Annotated in this window: 20 protein-coding genes and 2 pseudogenes; 11 read left to right on the top strand and 11 right to left on the bottom strand. The window is 70.8% G+C overall.

Annotated features, from left to right (window positions below):
- Window positions 1-42: 42 nt before the first annotated feature.
- Window positions 43-726, top strand: a complete 684-nt coding sequence (locus CP970_RS03480) for a response regulator (protein ID WP_055544404.1) — start codon at window positions 43-45, stop codon at window positions 724-726.
- Between the two features lie 33 nt (window positions 727-759).
- Here CP970_RS03480 and CP970_RS03475 read toward each other — a convergent pair whose 3' ends face one another.
- The 3 genes from CP970_RS03475 to CP970_RS03465 form a co-directional block, all read right to left on the bottom strand.
- Window positions 760-2,487 (bottom strand): sensor histidine kinase, encoded by a 1,728-nt coding sequence (locus CP970_RS03475; RefSeq protein WP_055544403.1) that lies wholly within the window; start codon window positions 2,485-2,487, stop codon window positions 760-762.
- Between the two features lie 146 nt (window positions 2,488-2,633).
- Complete coding sequence (locus CP970_RS03470) at window positions 2,634-3,500, bottom strand: GNAT family N-acetyltransferase (RefSeq protein WP_055544402.1); 867 nt, start codon at window positions 3,498-3,500, stop codon at window positions 2,634-2,636.
- Between the two features lie 90 nt (window positions 3,501-3,590).
- Window positions 3,591-4,208 (bottom strand): hypothetical protein, encoded by a 618-nt coding sequence (locus tag CP970_RS03465; RefSeq protein ID WP_055544401.1) that lies wholly within the window; start codon window positions 4,206-4,208, stop codon window positions 3,591-3,593.
- 697 nt (window positions 4,209-4,905) lie between these two features.
- Here CP970_RS03465 and CP970_RS03460 point away from each other — a divergent pair.
- Complete coding sequence (locus tag CP970_RS03460; RefSeq protein ID WP_055544400.1) at window positions 4,906-5,304, top strand: hypothetical protein; 399 nt, start codon at window positions 4,906-4,908, stop codon at window positions 5,302-5,304.
- A 364-nt stretch (window positions 5,305-5,668) separates the two neighbouring features.
- Here the strand turns inward: CP970_RS03460 and CP970_RS03455 are convergent, their stop codons facing one another.
- A complete protein-coding gene (locus tag CP970_RS03455; RefSeq protein WP_224058197.1) occupies window positions 5,669-5,920 on the bottom strand; it encodes a hypothetical protein in 252 nt (83 codons plus the stop codon).
- Window positions 5,921-6,120: 200 nt separating this feature from the next.
- Between CP970_RS03455 and CP970_RS03450 the strand changes: the two genes are divergently transcribed.
- Window positions 6,121-6,723 carry a phosphatase PAP2 family protein gene (locus CP970_RS03450; protein WP_055544399.1) on the top strand — a complete coding sequence of 201 codons (603 nt, stop codon included), beginning with the start codon at window positions 6,121-6,123 and terminating at the stop codon, window positions 6,721-6,723.
- 50 nt (window positions 6,724-6,773) lie between these two features.
- Here the strand turns inward: CP970_RS03450 and CP970_RS03445 are convergent, their stop codons facing one another.
- Window positions 6,774-7,622: an alpha/beta fold hydrolase gene (locus tag CP970_RS03445; RefSeq protein WP_055544398.1), complete on the bottom strand. Its 849-nt coding sequence runs from the start codon at window positions 7,620-7,622 to the stop codon at window positions 6,774-6,776.
- Window positions 7,623-7,692: 70 nt separating this feature from the next.
- Here CP970_RS03445 and CP970_RS03440 point away from each other — a divergent pair, with 70 nt between their 5' ends.
- Window positions 7,693-8,643, top strand: coding sequence for a helix-turn-helix domain-containing protein (locus CP970_RS03440; protein WP_055544397.1), 951 nt, complete (start codon window positions 7,693-7,695; stop codon window positions 8,641-8,643).
- Window positions 8,644-8,687: 44 nt separating this feature from the next.
- On the opposite strand, the gene CP970_RS03435 is transcribed toward CP970_RS03440, so the two are convergent.
- The gene (locus CP970_RS03435; protein WP_055544396.1) at window positions 8,688-8,927 is read right to left on the bottom strand and encodes a hypothetical protein; all 240 of its coding nucleotides are present in this window, start codon (window positions 8,925-8,927) and stop codon (window positions 8,688-8,690) included.
- A 56-nt stretch (window positions 8,928-8,983) separates the two neighbouring features.
- On the opposite strand from CP970_RS03435, the pseudogene CP970_RS03430 reads away from it, so the two are divergent.
- Window positions 8,984-9,217, top strand: a pseudogene (locus CP970_RS03430) (GNAT family N-acetyltransferase); the annotation flags it as partial.
- Entirely contained in the window at window positions 9,214-10,227 is a 1,014-nt protein-coding gene (locus tag CP970_RS03425; RefSeq protein WP_055544394.1) for an NADPH:quinone reductase, read from the top strand. The pseudogene CP970_RS03430 and the gene CP970_RS03425, both read left to right, overlap by 4 nt.
- Before the next feature lie 48 nt (window positions 10,228-10,275).
- On the opposite strand, the gene CP970_RS03420 is transcribed toward CP970_RS03425, so the two are convergent.
- Complete coding sequence (locus tag CP970_RS03420) at window positions 10,276-11,037, bottom strand: chymotrypsin family serine protease (protein ID WP_055544393.1); 762 nt, start codon at window positions 11,035-11,037, stop codon at window positions 10,276-10,278.
- Between the two features lie 216 nt (window positions 11,038-11,253).
- Between CP970_RS03420 and CP970_RS03415 the strand changes: the two genes are divergently transcribed.
- Window positions 11,254-12,456 (top strand): 4-hydroxybenzoate 3-monooxygenase, encoded by a 1,203-nt coding sequence (locus CP970_RS03415; protein WP_055544392.1) that lies wholly within the window; start codon window positions 11,254-11,256, stop codon window positions 12,454-12,456.
- Window positions 12,457-12,481: 25 nt separating this feature from the next.
- Here CP970_RS03415 and CP970_RS03410 read toward each other — a convergent pair.
- The 3 genes and pseudogenes from CP970_RS03410 to CP970_RS03400 all read right to left on the bottom strand — a co-directional run.
- Window positions 12,482-12,757, bottom strand: a pseudogene (locus tag CP970_RS03410) (DUF6328 family protein); the annotation flags it as partial.
- A 17-nt stretch (window positions 12,758-12,774) separates the two neighbouring features.
- Window positions 12,775-14,211: an NADP-dependent succinic semialdehyde dehydrogenase gene (locus CP970_RS03405; protein WP_055544391.1), complete on the bottom strand. Its 1,437-nt coding sequence runs from the start codon at window positions 14,209-14,211 to the stop codon at window positions 12,775-12,777.
- A 99-nt stretch (window positions 14,212-14,310) separates the two neighbouring features.
- Window positions 14,311-14,784: a nuclear transport factor 2 family protein gene (locus CP970_RS03400; RefSeq protein ID WP_150492939.1), complete on the bottom strand. Its 474-nt coding sequence runs from the start codon at window positions 14,782-14,784 to the stop codon at window positions 14,311-14,313.
- Window positions 14,785-14,953: 169 nt separating this feature from the next.
- Between CP970_RS03400 and CP970_RS03395 the strand changes: the two genes are divergently transcribed.
- Both CP970_RS03395 and CP970_RS03390 read left to right on the top strand, forming a co-directional pair.
- On the top strand, window positions 14,954-15,505 hold the full coding sequence (locus CP970_RS03395) for a TetR/AcrR family transcriptional regulator (RefSeq protein WP_150492937.1): 552 nt from the start codon (window positions 14,954-14,956) through the stop codon (window positions 15,503-15,505).
- Window positions 15,506-15,534: 29 nt separating this feature from the next.
- The gene (locus tag CP970_RS03390) at window positions 15,535-15,972 is read left to right on the top strand and encodes a nitroreductase family deazaflavin-dependent oxidoreductase (RefSeq protein ID WP_150492935.1); all 438 of its coding nucleotides are present in this window, start codon (window positions 15,535-15,537) and stop codon (window positions 15,970-15,972) included.
- Between the two features lie 131 nt (window positions 15,973-16,103).
- On the opposite strand, the gene CP970_RS03385 is transcribed toward CP970_RS03390, so the two are convergent.
- Window positions 16,104-16,994, bottom strand: coding sequence for a glycoside hydrolase family 19 protein (locus tag CP970_RS03385; RefSeq protein ID WP_150492933.1), 891 nt, complete (start codon window positions 16,992-16,994; stop codon window positions 16,104-16,106).
- Between the two features lie 368 nt (window positions 16,995-17,362).
- Between CP970_RS03385 and CP970_RS03380 the strand changes: the two genes are divergently transcribed.
- Together CP970_RS03380 and CP970_RS03375 are read left to right on the top strand one after the other, a co-directional pair.
- Entirely contained in the window at window positions 17,363-18,115 is a 753-nt protein-coding gene (locus CP970_RS03380; RefSeq protein WP_055545159.1) for a FadR/GntR family transcriptional regulator, read from the top strand.
- On the top strand, window positions 18,108-19,394 hold the full coding sequence (locus CP970_RS03375) for a CynX/NimT family MFS transporter (protein ID WP_079043312.1): 1,287 nt from the start codon (window positions 18,108-18,110) through the stop codon (window positions 19,392-19,394). Before CP970_RS03380 ends, CP970_RS03375 begins: the two co-directional genes overlap by 8 nt.
- Window positions 19,395-19,405: the final 11 nt, after the last annotated feature.

Raw genomic sequence — 19,405 nt, 5'->3', positions numbered from 1 at the left:
CGACACCATCGAGACGGGACCACCGACGCTCAGGGGGTAGGCATGAACGCACCTGGCTTCTCGCCGGAGCACCCGATCCGGGTCTTCCTCCTCGACGACCACGAGGTCGTACGGAGGGGGGTCCGTGACCTGCTCGACGCCGAACCCGACATCTCCGTCGTGGGCGAGGCGGGCACGAGCGAACGAGCCCTGGTCCGTGGCCCGGCTCTGCGCCCGGACGTGGCGATCCTCGACATTCGCCTGCCCGACGGCGACGGCGTCACCGTCTGCCGCGAACTGCGCTCGAAGATGCCCGAGGTGGTCTGCCTCATGCTGACCTCCTTCGATGACGACGACGCGCTCCTGGACGCGATCATGGCGGGTGCCGCGGGTTACGTCCTGAAGCAGATCAAAGGCACCGATCTGATCGACGCGGTACGTACGGTCGCCTCCGGCCAGTCCCTGCTCGACCCGGCGACCACGGCCCGCCTGATGAGTACGTTGCGGGGGCCGGACGAAGCGGTGGCGCCGCAGGACGACAAGCTGGCCCGCCTCTCGGACCGTGAGCGGGACATCCTCGCCCTGATCGGTGACGGCCTCACCAACCGCCAGATTGGGAAACGGCTCTACCTCTCCGAGAAGACCGTCAAGAACCACATCTCCCGGCTTCTGTCGAAGCTGGGAGTGGAGCGACGCATCCAAGCCGCCGTGATCGCCGCCCACTTCGACTCGGAGCAGTCACGCTGATCTTTCCTCGGTCACCGGCCCGTCTCTCCCCGGTCACCGGCCCGGCAGCGGAACCAGCCACTCCAGGCGGGTGCCCCCGTCCGGTCCGCTGCCCAGAGCCAACCTGCCTCCCAGCTTCTCGGCCCGCTCGGCGATGTTGCGCAGACCGCTGGAGGACTCGCGCTCGCCGCTGCCGACGCCGACGCCGTCGTCCGCCACGGTGAGAGCCAGTCGGCCCTTGCGTACGACGATGGAGATGTCCGTGGCCGATGCCTGTGCGTGCCGTGTGATGTTGGCGAGCGCTTCGCTCAGCACGGCCACCACGTCGTCGGCGACGTCGGCGGGGACGTCGATGTCGATCAGTCCCTCCATGCGCAGCGCGGGCGTGAAGCCGAGGGCGGCGACCGCCTCCTCCACCGTCCGCGCGATCCGCACGCGCAGCCCGGAGCCGCCCATGGTGCTCGTGTCATGAGCGCGGAGTCCGAAGATGGTCGAACGGATGATCTTGATGGTGGTGTCGAGATCGTCCACGGCGCGCATCAGGCGCTCGGCCGCCTCGGGGTGGGAGACGAACCGCTGGGCGCTCTGGAGCGTCATGCCGGTCGCGAAGAGACGTTGAATGGCCAGGTCGTGAAGGTCCCGGGCGATCCGGTCCCGGTCCTCGAGCAGACTCATCTGCTCGGCGTCCTGCCGCCGGTCCGCCAGCTCCAGCGCCAACGCGGCCTGTCCGGCGAAACCGGGCAGCGAAGCGATCTCGGCGCCACTGAACGCGGGACGTCCGGTCCGCCGGGCCAGGACCAGGGCGCCGCGCACCCCGTCGGCCGTACCCATGGGAACCGCGACCGCCGGCCCCAACCCCTGCCACCGCTCCGGGGCGAAGGTGACTCGGGGATCACAGGTCACGTCCGCGGTGGTGACAAGACCGCCCTCCCTCAACGCCGTCCCGGCCAGGGTCCCTTGACGGGGAATGCGCCGGCCTTGGTGCACTTCGGCGCCTTCACCGTGGGCGAGGGAGCCCTGGAGTTCCGTCCCCTCCGCCACCAGCAGATCCACCACGCCGATGTCAGCGGAGGTGATCTCCAGGGCGCGATCGACCATCAGCTCAAGCACCCGGGCCTCCGACGTCCCGGACAGTACGGCGTTGGTGAACTCGGCACCGGCCGTCAGCCAGCGCTCGCGCAGGCGCGCCTCCTCGTAGAGCCGGGCGTTCTCGATGGCCACGCCCGCCGCCACCGCCAGCGTCGACAGCACTGCCTCGTCCTCGGCGTCGAACCCGATGCCGCCGCGCTTCTCGGTGAGGTAGAGATTCCCGAACACTTCCTCGCGCACCCGGATGGGCACACCGAGGAAGGAGTGCATCGGCGGATGATGGGGCGGAAACCCGGACGAGGCCGGATGCTCCGACAACTCCCGCAGCCGCAACGGCTCGGGGTGCCGGATCAACTCCCCGAGCAGGCCGTGCCCCGAGGGCAAGTCGCCGATCTGGGCCTGCAGTTCCTCCGTGATCCCCACCGGCAGGAACTCGTCCAGCTTGCTCCCCGCGCCGATGACGCCCAGCGCCCCGTACTCCGCGTCGACCAGGGTGACGGCGGTCGCGACGATACGCCGGAGTACTTGGGGAAGATCCAGCTCCCGCCCGACGGACAGCACCGCCTCCAGCAGTCCGTGCAGTCGGTCCCGGGTGCCGCGGACCGCGTCGATCCGCACCTGAAGCTCTTCGAGCAGTTCGTCCAGCCGCAACCGCGGCAGCTGCCGCGATGTGCTGTGCCCATCTCCACCCATGTTCTGCCTCCGCCGGGTGCCGTCGGACAAGGGCGTCGCAGGTCTGCCCTTCACCGTAGCCGTGTGGCGATGAGACCGGAGGCGTGGCGGTCTGAATCCGCCAGGGTCAGCGACGCGGCCTGTCCGATGCCGCCGACTGATCATTTTCAGGCAGGTCGGCTGACGTCCAGCCGTTCGGACGACGGCTCGTATCCAGCCGCCGTGTAGGTGGCGACGGCGGCGGCGTTCGAGCTCGGGGTGCTGACGATGGCGCTCGACGCACCCATTTCACGCAGCGTCGCCGCGGCGGCGACGCTGATCGCCGTCCCGTAGCCGCGACCGCGATGGTCGGCGTGCACGCCCACCGGCTCCAGCAGGCCGGGCCTGCCGGGCCCGGCCGACCAGACCGTCGCCGCGGCCACCGCGTTGTCCTGGTCGTCGTAGCCGATCAGGCAGCGGGCGTCGGCATAGACCGGCCCGGCCGCGAGGACGTGCCAGACCTCCTCGGTGAACTTCGAGCTGCCGAACGCCGAGCGGTGCACCGCCGTCCGCACCCCCGCCGTCTCCGGACCGGCCACCTCGATCCGCAGGCCGGAGTCCTTCACCGGCTCGGCGAGGTCGCGGCGCAGCGGCGTCCACGGCTCGTCAAGATTCCAGCCCGCCTCCAAGAGGACCTCGCGCAGCAGGGCGCCGTCGGGGATTTCGAGGCCGACCTGCCCGGGAGGCAGGACCCCGCGCGCCGGATCATTGAGGTCCGCCAGCAACCGGCGCGCCAGATCACCGTCCTGTCGCAGGTCCGGCGCGGTCGTCAGGCGCAGCACATCAGGGCCGTCCAGGTACCCGACGGCAACGATCCGTCCGTCCACGCTCCAGGTGCGGACGTCCGCGGCCAGCCTCTCCGCACCCAGCGCCCAGGCCCAGCCGAGGTCTCCCGGATGGAGTTGCAGCGGCGTACGGTCGTCCTGCCATACGCGGAGGGCATCCACTGCCCCGGTCAACTCGTCGATTCCGGGCTCGTTCAGAACGATCGTCATGTCCGCATCTCACACCACGGTGGCGACCGGCCGCACCTGGTTTTACTCAGCGAGTCAGCGAGTCAGCCAGCCAGACCGACAGGATCAGCCCTAGTCGAAGTCCCCGAGGGTTCTCAGCCCACTCCTGCTCTCGTGGCTCTTCACCGCGCCAAGAGCCGTCTTCCACTGCGCCCACTCTTCGATGAAGTGGGAACGGAACTGTAGAGGCTCGTAAACACGGAACGCCCGCTGCTGCTGGCTGAGCCGCCGGTGCTCCCGCAACTCCTCCCCGTACACCCGGCGAGCCTCGGGGAAATCGAAGATGATCTGCTCACCGGGCGCCACGACGGCGCGCTCCACCCGCACAGACTCCTCATCGACCGTCACCTGGGCAGCCACATCGTGAGCAGAGTGCACCCCATGGGTCGTCAACGCATACTGGCCGGGCGCGATCCAATCACCCTCCCACCGAACGTCGTGCGCTTCGGTCTCACGCTGATCTTGATGCTGGGAAAGGGCCAGAGCTTCGTGGGAGATCTGATTCGCCACATCGCTCTTGCGGTTCGCGTCAAGGGCGATGTCGTTCGCGTCCCGAGCGATGGTGTTCCCTTTCTGAGCAATGCCGTTGCTCTTCCCCGCCGCCCTCAACCCGAGCCCACCGGTGACCATGCCGACGATTCCCGTACCAGCGCCGACGACGGCCGCCCACTTCTCCCAGTCCATGCTCATTGGCGTAGCGTAGATACCTCCGCCGGGGCGGGTCGGCAGATGCTGCGCCGATGAGCCTCGGTCGGCGTCGTCGTGCGCCAGGCCGCGAGTCTGCCCGCGCACCGTCACCCGTCGACCACCAGATCCGGCGGGCGGGTCACTCCAGCATGCCGAGGAACCGGCGTCGGCATTCCAGCGTCTGGACTGGCACCGGCATGCTGTGGCCTTCAGGGGAGCGAGACGTGGATCCGGATCCGTCGATATGGGAACTGCTCCTTGTGTTCCTGATAGCAGGGGCTACCGCCATCGCGCGAGTCGGCATCGTCCTCTTCCCTCTCATCGGTCTGGGGATCTGGGTGACGTACCGGATACGCCGCCGTAGACGGGCCCCCGACTAGTCCAGCAGGCCGAGCGCACTTCGACGGGCGGGGCGCCTTGGCCGATGCTTCGCTCGACGCGTCAGTTCGGACCGGGAGGGCGGGCCTGCTCGCCGTGGGTTCGTTCGGCCTCACGGCGCTCGGCGGCGATGGCCTCGTCAAGCCGGTCGACCTACAGGGCGTGCCACGTCCGCAGGGTGCGGAAGCGACATACAGCCGCCACTCGACCGTGCCCACCTTGGCCTGAACGCCCTTTGGGTTTCACCTCACAAACAGCCGCGCTGCCTCGTCGTAGCTACGGAGACGACCTCCGGCATGCGACACAGGCGAAGGAGCAGATAGTGAAGCGCGGAAAATCGCTCTCCAGAGCAGGCAGAATCGGCCTGTCCCTGGGCACCGCCAGCGCACTTGTCGTCGGGTTCAGCGGCCTTGCTTACGCGGACGACACCACCGTGACCCTCAACCACGGCGGGCACAAGATGGGATACATGAAGCACGAGGATGAGGAACCCGACAGCTTCAAGGTCTGCGACACCTACGCCAACGGTCACGGAGTGACCGGCAGCCTCTACATGTGGTTGGTCTACCCGGTCAACAAGTGGCGCAAGCTGGACGAGGTCAGCGACGGGGGCGCCGCAGGCTGCGGCAAGTTCGAACACGACATCAACAACAACAGGTACCAGTTGCGCATCGAGGGGCACGGTGGCACAGGTATAGAGCTGAAGAACTTCACGGAGTAGCCCAGTCCGGCCGGAGGTGCCCCCTTCGGCTGTTCCCGCGGCTGACACAGCGAAGCCCCCGACTCTCGTCGAGGGCCTTCTTGTACCCGACTACTCGATTGCGCGCCTCTTCGACGGGACGTTCCAGCTTGATCAGTTCATCGGAGATGTCAGCCACCCCAGCGGGCTCCGGTGATGTCGAGACGGTCGGCGATCAGGTGCCGGGCTGCACCCTCGATGATCCCCGTGGCGATCGTCCTCCACTCCGTCACCGCAGAAGCAAGTCGCCGTCTCACGCACGCCCCGTCGATCCCCGGGGCAGTCCTCCTCCGAGAGGAACTGCGCCAGTTCGGCTGTCCGGCACAGACCCAGGACGACGAAGGCATTACGAAGCCCCCGATCTGGATGCCTTTCCGTTCAGGGCCCAACGGGCGGCCCTGGCATCGAGGCCGCCCACGATCAGGTCGGTCAACGCGGTGACCACTTCGTCGTCGGTTGCCCGCTCCCGGTTCAGCTCCGCGGCGATCGCCTCGGCCGCGCCCAGTACGCCGACGCACCGCAGCCGGAGGGCTTGGGGTGCGAGGCCGGAGTACGGCAGCAGCGCGGTGGCCATCAGGTCCGCGTAGCTGTCGGTCAACAGCTGACCCTCACCTCAGAGCGGGGACTTCACCTTCACAGGCAGCCAAGTCGATGCGGTCTGCCTGACGGTAGGGTGGGGTCGGCAGGTTCGAACCCTGTCGTCCCGACCGGCGTCTATGCAGGTCGGAGGCCGTATCGGAGTAATTCGATACGGCCTTCTCGCTGTTTCTGGGGTTGCTCGATGAATGAAGGACGAAAATGAATTCGCCCCTAGCCAGGCTCGGCGCCAGGACGTCAGGGAGCGGCGTCGCCCGCGCCGTCACCAATGCCCTGCAGCCCCGCAACGTGCTCGTGTCCGGCATGCTCGGGATCGGCGCCGTCGCGGGTGGCCTCGCCGGTCTGGCATGGGGACTTCTCGGCGCGCTCTGCGCCGGACTGGTGCCCGCCGCCTACATCGAGTTCGAACGGAAACGGGGGACTTGGGGCGACCGCCACGTGGTGGACCGGACGAAGCGCGCCCCCATCTTCCTCGTCATCCTGGCCTCCGTCGGGACCGGCGCACTCCTGATGACATGGGGGCACGCCCCGTCGGACGTCATCAGAGCCATGGTCGCGCTGTGGGTGATGACCGTCGCGCTGCTGAGCGTCAACACGGTCTGGAAGATCTCCGTCGACTCCGCGGTCGCCTCGGCCGTGGTCGCACTGCTCTCTGTCGTACACAGCCCGTGGTGGCTGGTGGGGTACGCCGCGACCGTGGTGGTGTGCTGGTCCCGAGTGGCCCTCAGGTATCACACCGTGTGGCAGACCGTGGCGGGCGCGACCCTGGGAGCGCTGACCACGGTTGCTTGGGTCGGGGCCTGACCTCTGCTCGGTCTCTAAGGGTTCTGCGGGCTCCACGGGTTCCACGGGCTCTACGAGCTCTGCGGGGTGAAGAAATCGACGAGCGCGTGGGCGATCGCGTCGGGTGCGTTCTCCGTGGGGATGTGATCCGCGGCCGGGATACGTATGAGGGTGGTGTGCGGGATCTCCGCGGTGAACCGCTCGGCGTACTCCACCCGCTCGTGCCGGTCGTCCTCGCCCCAGATCAGCAACTTGGGTGTGGTGGACCGCCGCAGCGCGGGCACGAGTTCCAAGGTGTAGCGGCTGTCGGCCGCGCCCGCCATGGTCATCCAGGAACGGCGCACCCGCGCATCGGTCCACGGCTCCACGTAGTCCGCGATCAGCTGCTCGCCGGCGACACCGGCCAGCGCTGACGTCACCGCCTCGCGGCGGGCGGCGAGAACGTCGTCGACGGTGGTCCCCGCATCGGCCCCCGAGCCCCGGAACCGGGCCACATGAGGAGCGGGCCAGGAGTCGTAGAGGACGGAGTTGACCAAGGCGAGGCGGCGTACGTCCAGTTGGCCGTGGACGAGGAGGTGCTGGGCGATGGCGCCGCCGATGTCATGGCCCGCCACGGCGATCGGCCCGGGGAGCCGCAGCGCGGACGCGAACCGCGCCACCCAGTCCGCGAGGGCGGGGACCGTGGCCGTTGCCGGGGTGAGCTCGCCTCCCGAGCGTCCGAGGCCGGGGAGGTCGACCGCGAAGGGCCGCAGCCCCGCTTCGGCGAGGCGGCCGATGACCGGGAGCCAGACCCGGCTCCAGTACGTGCCGTGCAGCAGCAGTACGACCGGGCCGTCCCGCTCCACGGTCAGGTAGCTGGCCGCTTCGCCGTCCACCTGAACCGCGGTCCTCAGCACTGTCGTTTCGGTGGTTTCACTCATGGGACCACTGTGACCGGAGCCGGGCTCCCGGCCGAGAGTCCAGAAAGACACCCATGGGTATATTCCTGCCATGGATCCGCATCGGGTGGTGGCGCTGCTCAACCCGCCCCAGTCGCCCTTCGAACTCGCCTGCGCCGCCGAGGTCTTCGGCGCGGCCCTGCCGGACGAGCCCGCCCGCTACACCTTCCTGACCTGCGCCGAGCGCCCAGGACCCCTGCGGACCACCGCAGGTTTCGCGATGCTCGTCGACGCGGGTCTGGCGGCCCTGGCGGAGGCGGACACCGTGGTCGTCCCCGGCTGGCAGCCGCCCGGCGCCCCGGTGCCGTCCGCCGTCACCGACGCGCTGCGGTCCGCCCACCGGCGCGGGGCGCGGATCGTCGCCATCTGCACGGGGGCGTTCGTCCTCGCGCAGGCCGGACTGCTCGACGGCCGCCGCGCCACCACCCACTGGCGCAGCAGCGCCCAACTCGCCGCCGCCCACCCCGAGGTGGCGGTGGACCAGGACGTGCTCTTCGTGGACCACGGCGACGTGGCGACCAGCGCAGGAACCGGCGCGGGCATCGACCTGTGCCTGCACCTCGTGCGCGGCGACCACGGCGCGGCGTACGCCGCGCGGATCGCCCGGAACATGGTCCTGCCGCCGCACCGGGAGGGCAGCCAACTCCAGTACGCCGCACAGCCCGCACCAGCACGGGCGGACGAGTCGTTGGCGCCCCTGCTGGAGTGGGCCGCCGACCGGCTCGACACCCGGCTGACCCTCGACCGCCTCGCCGAACGGGCCGGACTGTCCAGCCGGACCCTCGCCCGCCGGTTCGCCGAACAGCTCGGCACCAGCCCCGGGCAGTGGCTGCTCGGTCGGCGCATCGAGGCGGCACGGGTCCTCCTGGAGCAGACCGACCTGCCGGTCGAAACCGTCGCCACCCGGGTCGGCCTCGCCTCCGCGGTCAACCTGCGCCGCCATTTCCGTACCCATCTCGGCACCACGCCCGGCGCCTACCGGCGGACCTTCGGCGAAGCCTGATCGCGGAGCCCGACGGCGGAGGCGGCCACCGCCACCGTCGGGCGTCAGCCAGGAGTTCCGACCGCGTGGCGCGCCGCGTCCAGCTCGTCGACCAGTGTGGTCAGGTCGTCGGCCCCGGTGAGATGACTGGTGAGGCACATGCGCAGTGCGGCGCGCCCGGCAAGCCGTACCGGGCTGATCCACGCTTCTCCGCTCTCCACCACCTTGGTGGCGACGGCGGAGTGCCAGGCCCAACTGTCCTCGCCGCTCAGGGCGTCGGCCGCGGGGTCAACCACGCAGATCACGGGCAGCGGGGTGTGATTGATCCGGTGCCAGCCGTGTGCCGCCGTCAGGTCACCTCGCGGTGCTGCCCGCGCACCGCGGCAACGGCTACGCCGACGACCTCCTCGCCGAGGGCACCCGCATCCTCGCCGAGCAGGACGTCCCCCGCATCCGCGCCGCCACGGACCTGGGAAACGTCCCGATGGCGAACGCCTTCCAGCGCGCCCGTTCGATCTTGGAATACTCGGCCCCGAGGTGGGAGTTCACAGGAGGTGTGATCCGCAGGGTGAGTGAGAGACAGGTGAAGCGATGAAGTCCGTCATCCGGACGACGGCCGGTGGCCCGGAGGTTCTCCGACTCGTCGAGCGTCCGGTCCCCGAGCCAGGACCCGGCGAGGTACGTGTCCGGGTGCACGTCTCCGGCGTCAACCCGACCGACTGGCGCAGCCGCAGGCGCGCCCTTCCGCAGGGCATGCGCGAGCAGGTGCCCCACCAGGACGGTGCCGGGGTGATCGACGCCGTCGGCCCGCAGGTCGACCCGGCGCGGGTCGGGCAGCGGGTGTGGCTCTGGGAGGCCGCGTGGGAGCGGCCCTGGGGCACGGCTCAGCAGTACACGCTGGTCCCCGACCGGCACGCCGTCGCCCTGTCCGACCACGCCCCGTTCGAACTCGGCGCGTCCTTGGGCATCCCGGCCCTGACCGCGCACCGCGCGCTGACCGTTCACGACGGCGGACCGGGGCGCATCGCACCCGAAAGCCTGCGGGGTGTGACCGTCCTGGTGGCGGGTGGTGCCGGTGCCGTCGGCAACGCGGCGATCCAGCTCGCCCGATGGGCCGGGGCACGTGTGGTCACCACCGTCAGCAACCCCGCCAAGGCCGCGCTCGCGCGCGCGGCCGGTGCCCACGAGGTGGTCGACTACCGTACGCAGGACGCGGCGGCGGAGATCCTGGCGTTCGCCCCCGAGGGCGTCGACATCGTCGTGGAGGTCGCACCGGGCGCCAACGCCGCCCTCGGCATCGCGGTGGCCGCACCGGGCGCCGTGGTGGCCTACTACTCGGGTGGCGAGGGCGAGCAGTTGACCGTCCCGGTGCTCTCCTCGCTGTCGGCGAACCTGCGCTGGCAGAGCGTCTTCGTCTACACCGTGCCGCCGGTGGCGAAGCAGCACGCCGTCGCCGACGTCGCGGCGGCCGTGGAGGCAGGCGCGCTGCGGGTGGGAGCGGAGGCCGGACTGCCGTTGCACCGCTTCACGCTCGACCGCGTCGCCGACGCCCACACCGCTCTCGAACAGGGCCTCGTCGGGAAGGTTCTGCTCGACGTCCCGTGACCGCCCGGGAGGTGTCCACCGGGCGGCCGGGTCCCGGTAGCGGGTGTGTCAGGACGCGAGGTGGAAGCCCGCGCCGACGCCGCCGTTGGCGTTCATCTCGTCGATGATGCTCAGGATCGGCGAACTGTGCTGGGCGCCGAAGGCGTTGCCCACCAGGGTCTGGCCGTTGACGACGGGTGCGCCGGAGTCGCCGCCGTCGGTCGAGATGAGGTGGTTGAACCAGATGCCGTTGGTGCCCAGCTTGATGCCGCAGGTGAGGCCGGTGCGGTGGTCCTGCTCGCACATGCGCGTGCCGTTGGCGGGCGGGGCGCCGACCGAGGTGATGGTCACCGAACCGACGGTGGTGGTGGGCGCGACCCTGCTCTCGTCCAGGTCGATCACCGCGTAATCCAGGCCCTTGGGACCGGTGTTGAGCAGGTTGTTCGGTGTGCTGACATGCGTCACCGTGCCGATGCTGCCCGTCTTGAGGTCGGGACGGCTGTCGGGGATCGGGGCCGGGGCGGCGGCGGTCCCGGCGGGCGAGCTGTCCAGGTAGACCTTCTCGCCGACCAGCTTGTTGCCCTTGTCGTCGATGAAGCAGTGGGCGTTGGTCAGGCCGACGAGGTTGCCGGTGGCGTCACGGCCGACGGCGGTGAGCGTACAGATGTAGTAGCTCTGGGGCGCCTCCGGAGTCGGGCTCAGCCGGAAGATGATCCCGCTGCCGCCGCCGACGGGTGTGAGGCTGTCCGCACCGGCGGACGGGGCGGTGGCGACGGTCATGCCCGCCGCCAGGACAACGGCGAGACCAAGGGCGCGCAGGGTTCGTAACATGCGTTCACATCCCGTGTGAGACTGGAGTGGCCGGATGGACGAGCAGCCACATAGGAACACGGCCGGGTGTCCGCCGCCAGAGGCCCTCCGCCACCCACCCTCCGGACTCCCGTCCCACACCGGGCAGTTGGGTGCGCGGGGTCGTACGACGCCCGTCATACTCTCCGGGTGACCAATGCCTCGCTCCCCAGCTCCGCCATATCTGCCGTACCCGCCGTGCCCGGTGCCCCCGAACGCCGTTCACTCGTCGTCGTCATCGGCGCGGGCCCCGCCGGTCTGACCGTCGCCAACATCCTGCGTGCCGCGTCCGTCGACTGCGTGGTGCTGGAGACGGAGAGCAGGGAGTTCATCGAGCAACGGCCTCGCGCGGGCTTCGTCGAGGAGTGGGCGGTGCGGGCCCTGGAGGAGCGGGGGTTCGCCGAGGGGATCATGGCTCGCGCGCAGGCACACCACGAGTGCGAGTTCCGGTGGGCGGGGGAGCGGCACACGTTCCGCTACGGCGAACTGTCCGGGCGCCGCCACTTCGTCTATCCCCAGCCCCTGTTGGTCACCGACCTCGTGCGCGCCTACGCGGACCGCGCGGGCGGCGACATCCGGTTCGGCGTACGCGAGGTGGCGCTGCACGGCATGGACACGGACCGCCCTGCGGTCTCGTACACGGACCCGGAGACCGGACAGCGCCTGCGCATCGACTGCGCGGCCGTCGCGGGCTGCGACGGTGCGCGCGGCGTCACCCGGGCGAGCCTGCCCGCCGAGCGCGTCAGTGTCGCCCGGCACGACTACGGCATCGGCTGGCTCGCGCTGCTCGCCGAGGCGCCGCCGTCCAGCGACTGTGTCGTCTTCGGCCTGCACCCCCGCGGCTTCGCCGCCCACATGGCGCGCGGCCCGCGGATGACCCGCTACTACCTGGAGTGCACGCCCGGCGACGACCCGGACAACTGGTCGTACGACCGGGTCTGGTCCGAGCTGCGCACCAGGCTCGACGCGGCCGGGGCGCGGCCGCTCACCGAGGGGCGGCTCATCGAGAAGCGCGTCCTGGACATGCACAACTACGTCGTGGAGCCCATGTCGTACGGGAGGCTGCACCTCGCGGGCGATGCCGCGCACCTCGCCGCGCCGATCGCCGCCAAGGGCATGAACCTCGCGCTGCACGACGCGCTGCTGCTCGGTGACGCGCTGGTCGCCCACTGCGCCCGGGGCGACGGGAGCGGGCTGCGCGGATACTCCGATGCCGCGCTGCGCCGGGTGTGGCAGTACGAGGAGTTCTCGGAGTGGTTCTCCGAGGTGCTGCACGGGACGTCGTCGGGCGACCCCTTCAAGGCGGGCACCGCGGCCGCCCGGCTGCGCAGGCTCTTCGGCTCGCAGAGCGCCGCGACCGCGTTCGCCGACCTCTACATCGGCAACGAGGTCGACAACTGACGTAGGGGAGAACGGAGTTCGGCGGTCAGCCGGGCGTCGTGTACCGGTGCCGTGCCCAGGCGGGCAGCACGAACCAGCACAGCAGGTACCAGGCGACCACGCCCGCCACCAGCCAGGGCACGACGGCGTTGCCGGTGGCGACCCGCAGGACGAGCAGCAGCGCCGAGGTCAGCGTGCCGAGCAGGAGGACGAGCCCGGCCAGGGTCAGCCGCGAGGCCCAGACCACGGCCTGCGGCTTGATCCTGCGGCCCGACACGATGCGGTGGAAGGAGACGGGGCCGATCAGGGCGCCGGTCGGCGCGCTCCTCCGGCGTCTCGTCACGGCCCCACGGCGTCGCGTCCGGCGGGTCGGCCACGGACGCCATCGGGGCCGTACCAGACCGTCGTGGCGTTGCAGAACTCGCGGATGCCGTGGCCCGCGAGCTCCCGCCCGTAGCCGGACCGTTTGACGCCGCCGAAGGGCAGGCCGGGGTGGGAGGCGGTCATGCCGTTGAAGAAGATCCCGCCCGCCTGGAGGTCCCGTACGCAGCGTTCGGCCTCGGCGTCGTCACGTGTCCATACGTTGGAACTCAGCCCGAACGGCGTGTCGTTGGCGAGGGCGAGGGCCTCGTCCAGGTCCGCAACGCGGTAGAGCGTGGCCACCGGACCGAACGTCTCCTCCCGGTGGATGCGCATCCCCGGAGTGATGTCGGCGAGGACGGTGGGGGAGTAGAACCAGCCCCGCTCCTGCTCCTTGGGGCGCTGCCCGCCGCACAGGGCCGTGGCGCCCTGGGCAAGGGCGTCGTCGACGAGCTCCTCCAGGTCGTCGCGGCCAGCGCGGCTGGACAGCGGGCCGACGTCGGTGTCCTCGTCCATCGGGTCGCCGACCGTCAACTCCCGCATCCCGGCGACGAACCGGTCGCGGAAGGCGTCGTAGACCTCGGCGTGCACGATGAAGCGCTTGGCGGCGATGCAGGACTGTCCGTTGTTCTGCACGCGCGCGGTCACCGCGGTCTCGGCGGCGCGCGCGACGTCGGCGCTCGGCAGGACGAGATAGGGGTCGCTGCCGCCCAGTTCGAGGACGGTCTTCTTGATCTCGTCGCCCGCGGCCGAGGCCACGGCGCGGCCCGCGGGTTCGCTGCCGGTGAGGGTCGCGGCCGCCACCCGCCCGTCCCGCAGGACGGCCTCGACGGCGTCGGAGCCGACGAGCAGCGTCTGGAAGCAGCCCTCGGCGAATCCCGCGCGGCGGAACAGGTCCTCCAGATAGAGGGCGGTCTGGGGCACGTTCGACGCGTGCTTGAGCAGGGCGACGTTGCCCGCCATGAGCGCGGGCGCGGCGAAGCGCACGACCTGCCAGAGCGGGAAGTTCCACGGCATCACGGCGAGGACGGCGCCGAGCGGGCGGTAGCGGACGACGGCCCGTGCCGCGCCGGAGTCCGTGACGTCGCCCGGTGCCGGGTGCTCGTCCGCGAGGAGCGCCTCGGCGTGCTCGGCGTACCAGCGCATGGCCTTGACGCACTTGGCCGCCTCGGCCCTGGCCGCCTTGACGGGCTTGCCCATCTCCGTCGTCATCGTGCGGGCGATGTCGGCGGTGTCCTCCTCAAGCAGGTCGGCGGCCCGGTGGAGCAGTCCGGCGCGCTCGGCGAAGGACGTGGCGCGGTGGACGGCGAACGCGGCATCGGCGGCCCCGACGCGCCGTTCGATCCCGGTGGCCGTCAGCGGCTCGAACGTCCTGAGCGTCTCACCGGTGGCGGGGTTGACCGTGGCGATGGGCATGCCGTTCCTCCTCGGGGTGCGTGGTGCGGCCCAGGATCGGGTTCCCTCCCCTCCGACCCTGAACCGGCACCGGCACCCGCGCAAGACGGCGGACGCCCCTCACAGGCCGAGGTCGGTCAGCCCCGGGTGATCGTCGGGGCGGCGGCCCAGCGGCCAGTGGTAGAGGCGGTCGGACTCCGCGATCGGCAAGTCGTTGATGCAGGCGTGCCGGGCGCGCATCAGGCCGTCGTCGTCGAACTCCCAGTTCTCGTTGCCGTACGAGCGGTACCACTGGCCCGAGTCGTCGTGCCACTCGTAGGCGAAGCGCACCGCGATGCGGTGGCCGTCGTGCGCCCACAGCTCCTTGACGAGCCGGTAGTCGAGCTCGCGGGCCCACTTGCGGGAGAGGAGGCCGACGATGGCATCGCGCCCGGTGACGAACTCCGCGCGGTTGCGCCAGCGGGAGTCCTCGCTGTAGGCGAGCGCCACCTTCTCGGGGGTACGGCTGTTCCAGCCGTCCTCGGCGAGGCGGACCTTCTGGATCGCGGTCTCGCGGGTGAAGGGCGGGACGGGGGGCCGGGCGGGGGTGGGCATGGGGGTCTCCTTGGTGAGAGGGAGAACGGTCGTTCTCCCTCGGGGCCTGCCACGATAGGAGAACGGTCGTTCTCGCGCAACGGTGCGGGTGTGACCGAACGCGTAGTAGCCTGAGAGAACGTACGTTCTCGATCGAGGACTCGACCGGTCAGCCGAGGAGGAAGGCTCCATGCAGCACGCCGAAGCGGAGACCAGGCTCCTCGACGCCGCCGAGCGGCTCTTCTACGAGCGCGGCATCCAGGCGGTCGGCATGGATCAGGTGCGCACCGCCTCCGGCGTCTCCCTCAAGCGGCTCTACCAGGTCTTCCCCTCGAAGTCGGAGCTGGTGCGCGCCTGCCTGGAGCGCCGCGACCGGCGCTGGCGCGAGCACCTCGCCGCGTACGTGGACGGCACGGAGGACGCCGAGGGGCGCGTGCTCGCGGTCTACGACTGGCTGTACGCGTGGTTCGCCGAGCCGGACTTCCGGGGCTGCGCCTTCATCAACTCCTTCGGTGAACTGGGCGCCGTGGACCCGGCGGTGGCCGACACCGTACGGGCGCACAAGGCCGCGTTCCGGGAGTATCTGGCCGCTCTGGTGGCGGCCGCGGGCGGGCCCGCGCGAGCCGTCGGCCCGTTGGTGCTGCTCGCCGAGGGCGCCATGACGACCGCCGCGATCACCGGATCGCCGGAAGCGGCCCGTCAAGCCCGCCTCGGCGCGGTCCAGTTGCTGTCCGCGACGTAAGCTCCGAGCGTTCGACACGAGGAGGGGCGATGGCGAAGACGTACCGCGTGACATCCGGCACGCGCATGATCAACCGGGTGTTCCATGCGATGACCCGGTTCGGGATCGGCAAGGGGTACCGGCACATCCTGACCGTGCGCGGCAGGAAGTCCGGGCGCCTGTACGCCACTCCGGTCGACGTGATGTCGGCCGGGGGTGAGCGCTGGGTCGTCGCCGCCTACGGAGTGGGCGACTGGGTGCGCAACGCGCGCGCGGCCGGGGAGATCGGCCTCAGCCGCGGCGGCAGGTCGGAGAGTGTGCGGGTGGTCGAGCTCGGGCCCGAGGAGAGCGTGCCGGTGCTCCGGCAGTACGTGCGCGAAGTGCCCGTGACGCGGGCCTACTTCGACGTGACCCAGGAGTCGACGGACGAGGCGTTCGCCGCCGAGTCGGCGGGGCATCCGGTGTTCCGTCTCGAGCCGCTCGCTTGAGGTGAGGTTCCCGGAGACCGGGAGGCCGGGCGGACCCGTGGGAGCGGGTCCGCCCGGCGGTGGCGGGCCGCGCGTGGAAGGGCGCGCGGCCGTGGTCCCGGCGGCTCAGGGGGCTGAGCCGCTTAGCGGTGTCAGCAGCTCAGGTTCGCGCCCGGCGTGGTGCCCAGGATCTGGGTGAACGCCTTGTACTTGTCGATGCGGCTCTGGACCTGGGCGGGGTTGCCGCCGTTGCACTCCAGGGTGCCGTTGATGGCGCGGATGGTCTCACCGAAACCGGCGCCGTTGACCATGGCGTTGTGCGGGGTCATCGTGCCCGGACCGCTCTGGGTGTTCCAGTACCAAAGGCCGGTCTTCCAGGCGATGGCCGGGTTCTGCTCGACCAGGTACGGGTTGTTGAGCAGGTCGATGCCGAGCGCGTCGCCCGCGGCCTTGTAGTTGAAGTTCCAGCTGAGCTGGATCGGGCCGCGCCCGTAGTAGGCGGCCTGTCCGGCCGGACAGCCGTAGGGCTGGGTCTTGTCGCAGTAGTGCGGGTAGTTGCTCTGGTTCTGCTCGACGACGTACTTCAGGCCGCCCGTCTCGTGGTTGACGTTGGCGAGGAACGCCGCCGCCTCCTGGCGCTTGACGGTGTCGCTGCCGGTGTTCGCGAAGCCGGGGTAGGCGCTGATCGCGTCGGTCAGGCCCTTGTACGTGTAGAACGGGTTCCGGTTCGGGAACATCTGGTTGAACTGCGCCTCGGTGACGAGGAATCCGGACGGGTCGGGGTTGCCCGGGTCCGTGCCGCCGCCGCAGGCGCCCGAGTCCGTCCAGACGTCGGCGCGGCCCGGCGTCTCGTTCTGGGTCCACCACTTGGCGGTCCAGTTGTGTCCGTTGTACGAGGCGGACTTGCCGCCCGTGTAGACGGACGAGGAGTTCCACGGTGCGGCGCAATCGGCGGCGGACGCCGTAGTGGCGGCCGGACCCAGGACGATCATCGTGCCGAGGGCGGCCAGCGCGGCCGCGAAGCCGGTGATTCGTTTGATCATGCCAACTCTCCTTAAGGGCGGGCAGGGGGAGGGCCCGGTGCCGCCAGGGGGTTGCCGGTGACTCAAGCGAAGGTGGTCTGGACCTGTCAAGGTCTAGACCAGGGGCGGAATCAGGCGCTTCGGTGGCCGAGAAGCGTCTTCACTGTGAATTCGCCGGGCAAATCAGGCCCTCAACTGGGTCGATTTCCCTGGGAGTTCGACGGATGGGCGGGCCGGGTGCGGCTCGGCGTGGAAGGTAAAGCTTGGCGGGTGTCCACTATGCGGACAGTGGGTGGGTCGGCCCGGGCGGGCGGCGGCCCTGTTTGACACCCACAAACATGGGATGTTCCCATGTTTCCCTTAGCTCAAGAGAGAGAAGGTGCCGACCCATGCCGCTGCGCAGTGCCGCACGGACCAACCTCGTCGACCTGGTCATCGCGCAGATGGAGAGCCTCATCTCCGACGGCGAGTGGCAGGTCGGCGAGAAGATCCCGGCCGAACCGCTGCTCGTGGAGCAGCTCGCCGTGGGCCGCAACACCGTGCGCGAGGCCGTCCGCGCGCTCGTGCACACCGGCATGCTGGAGCCCCGCCAGGGTGACGGCACCTATGTGCGGGCCAGCAGCGACTTCGGCGCCGCCGTGCAGCGCAGGCTCCGCCGCGCGGGCGCCCTGGAGGCGTACGAGGTGCGGGCCAGCCTGGAGCGGGACGCCGCGCGCCATGCGGCCGCGCGCCGCACGGAGGACGACCTCGCCACCCTGCGGGCCGCCCTCGTCGAGCGCGACCGCGCCTGGCGGAGCGGCGACATCGCCGCGTTCATCGACGCGGACGTCGCCTTCCACCGCACGGTCGCCGACGCGGCGCACAACAGCGTCCTCGCCGATCTCTACGGGCACCTCAGCGACGCGCTGCGCGAGACGCTCCAATCCGTCGTCGCCGCGCCCGTGCCCGACTCGGTCCGCCACCAGCTCGACGCCCACGAGGCGATCGTCGACGCCATCGAGGCGCGGGACCCCGAGGCGGCGGAGGCGGCCGTGCTCGCCCACCTCGCCGAAGGCATGGCCGCGCTGCGAGACCAGCCGCAGGACGGCACCGACGACGGCACGGGTGCTGGCACGCACACCGGGGGAGCGGCTCATGTCTGAGGACACCCACGCCGTCGTGCGGGCACGGCCCGACACGGACGTACCCGCCGACACGGCGGTGGCCGCCGACGGCTCCGGCTCCACCCGGACCCTGCCGACCGGGCGCCGCGCCCTCTACCTCGCCGTCGGCGTCGTCCTGCTCGCGCTCAACCTGCGCCCCGCCCTCGTCGCCGTCTCGCCGCTCGCCGACACCATCCGCGACGACAGCGGCATGTCGGCCGCCGCCACCAGCCTGCTCACCGCACTGCCGCTGCTCTGCTTCGGGCTGCTCGCGCCCGTCGCGCCGCGCCTCGGCCGCCGCTTCGGCATGGAGCGTTCGCTGCTCGGCACCATGGCGCTGATCTGCGCGGGCACGGCCCTGCGCCTGCTGGACTCGGTATTCGCGCTCTTCGCGGGCACGGTCGTCATCGGCGCGGGCATCGCCGTCGCCAACGTTCTGCTGCCGGGCCTGATCAAGCGCGACTTCCCCGCGAAGGCGGGTCTGATGACGGGCCTGTACTCCATGTCGCTGTTCGGCGGCGCCGCGCTCGCGGCCGGTGTCACGCTGCCCGTGCAGCAGGCGAGCGGCATGAACTGGCGCACCACGCTCGCCTGTTGGGGCGCGCTCGCGGCGATCGCGCTGCTCGTCTGGCTGCCGCAGATCCGCTCGCGCACGCGGGTGAGCGCGGCGGCGGCGCGACAGGCGGCACATCCCGTACGCGGTCTGTGGCGCTCCCCGCTGGCCTGGCAGGTCACCGCGTACATGGGACTCCAGTCCCTCAACTACTACGCGGCGGCCGCCTGGTTGCCGACCGTGTTCCAGGACGCGGGGATGAGCGCGGGCGACGCGGGCTGGATGCTCTCCTTCTCGTCGCTGCTCGGCATCGTGGGGTCCTTCCTCGCCCCGGTCGTCGTCGGCCGGCGGCTGCGCTCGGGCACCCTCGCCGTACTCGGTGCGGTGCTCTGCGCGCTCGGCTTCGCGGGGCTGCTCGCCGCGCCGGTCGGCGGCGCCTACCTCTGGATGATCCTGCTCGGCCTCGGCCAGGGCGCGGCCATCAGCCTGGCGCTCCTGTTCATCGTGCAACGCGCGCCCGACGCGCGGCACGCGGCACAGCTGTCCAGCATGTCCCAGTGCTTCGGCTACATCCTGGCGGCGACCGGGCCCACCGTCCTGGGCGCGGTCCACGACGCCTCGCACAGCTGGACGGTGCCGCTCGTGCTGCTGTGCGTCCTGCTCGTGCCGCAGGTCGTGGCCGGTCTGGGCGCGGCACGCGACCGTCATGTGGCGGGCATCGGCTGACCTCGGCTCGG

The organism is Streptomyces kanamyceticus, assembly GCF_008704495.1.
Taxonomy (GTDB): domain Bacteria; phylum Actinomycetota; class Actinomycetes; order Streptomycetales; family Streptomycetaceae; genus Streptomyces; species Streptomyces kanamyceticus.
This window is presented reverse-complemented; position numbering and strand designations above follow the sequence as displayed.

Coding starts and splice junctions, on each gene's coding strand:
- CP970_RS03440 (WP_055544397.1), top strand. CDS start 7,693: ATGGATCCGCATCGGGTGGTGGCGCTGCTCAACCCGCCCCAGTCGCCC.
- CP970_RS03425 (WP_055544394.1), top strand. CDS start 9,214: ATGAAGTCCGTCATCCGGACGACGGCCGGTGGCCCGGAGGTTCTCCGA.
- CP970_RS03390 (WP_150492935.1), top strand. CDS start 15,535: ATGGCGAAGACGTACCGCGTGACATCCGGCACGCGCATGATCAACCGG.
- CP970_RS03395 (WP_150492937.1), top strand. CDS start 14,954: ATGCAGCACGCCGAAGCGGAGACCAGGCTCCTCGACGCCGCCGAGCGG.
- CP970_RS03385 (WP_150492933.1), bottom strand. CDS start 16,994: ATGATCAAACGAATCACCGGCTTCGCGGCCGCGCTGGCCGCCCTCGGC.
- CP970_RS03420 (WP_055544393.1), bottom strand. CDS start 11,037: ATGTTACGAACCCTGCGCGCCCTTGGTCTCGCCGTTGTCCTGGCGGCG.
- CP970_RS03450 (WP_055544399.1), top strand. CDS start 6,121: ATGAATTCGCCCCTAGCCAGGCTCGGCGCCAGGACGTCAGGGAGCGGC.
- CP970_RS03400 (WP_150492939.1), bottom strand. CDS start 14,784: ATGCCCACCCCCGCCCGGCCCCCCGTCCCGCCCTTCACCCGCGAGACC.
- CP970_RS03405 (WP_055544391.1), bottom strand. CDS start 14,211: ATGCCCATCGCCACGGTCAACCCCGCCACCGGTGAGACGCTCAGGACG.
- CP970_RS03380 (WP_055545159.1), top strand. CDS start 17,363: ATGCCGCTGCGCAGTGCCGCACGGACCAACCTCGTCGACCTGGTCATC.
- CP970_RS03470 (WP_055544402.1), bottom strand. CDS start 3,500: ATGACGATCGTTCTGAACGAGCCCGGAATCGACGAGTTGACCGGGGCA.
- CP970_RS03465 (WP_055544401.1), bottom strand. CDS start 4,208: ATGAGCATGGACTGGGAGAAGTGGGCGGCCGTCGTCGGCGCTGGTACG.
- CP970_RS03475 (WP_055544403.1), bottom strand. CDS start 2,487: ATGGGTGGAGATGGGCACAGCACATCGCGGCAGCTGCCGCGGTTGCGG.
- CP970_RS03480 (WP_055544404.1), top strand. CDS start 43: ATGAACGCACCTGGCTTCTCGCCGGAGCACCCGATCCGGGTCTTCCTC.
- CP970_RS03445 (WP_055544398.1), bottom strand. CDS start 7,622: ATGAGTGAAACCACCGAAACGACAGTGCTGAGGACCGCGGTTCAGGTG.
- CP970_RS03375 (WP_079043312.1), top strand. CDS start 18,108: ATGTCTGAGGACACCCACGCCGTCGTGCGGGCACGGCCCGACACGGAC.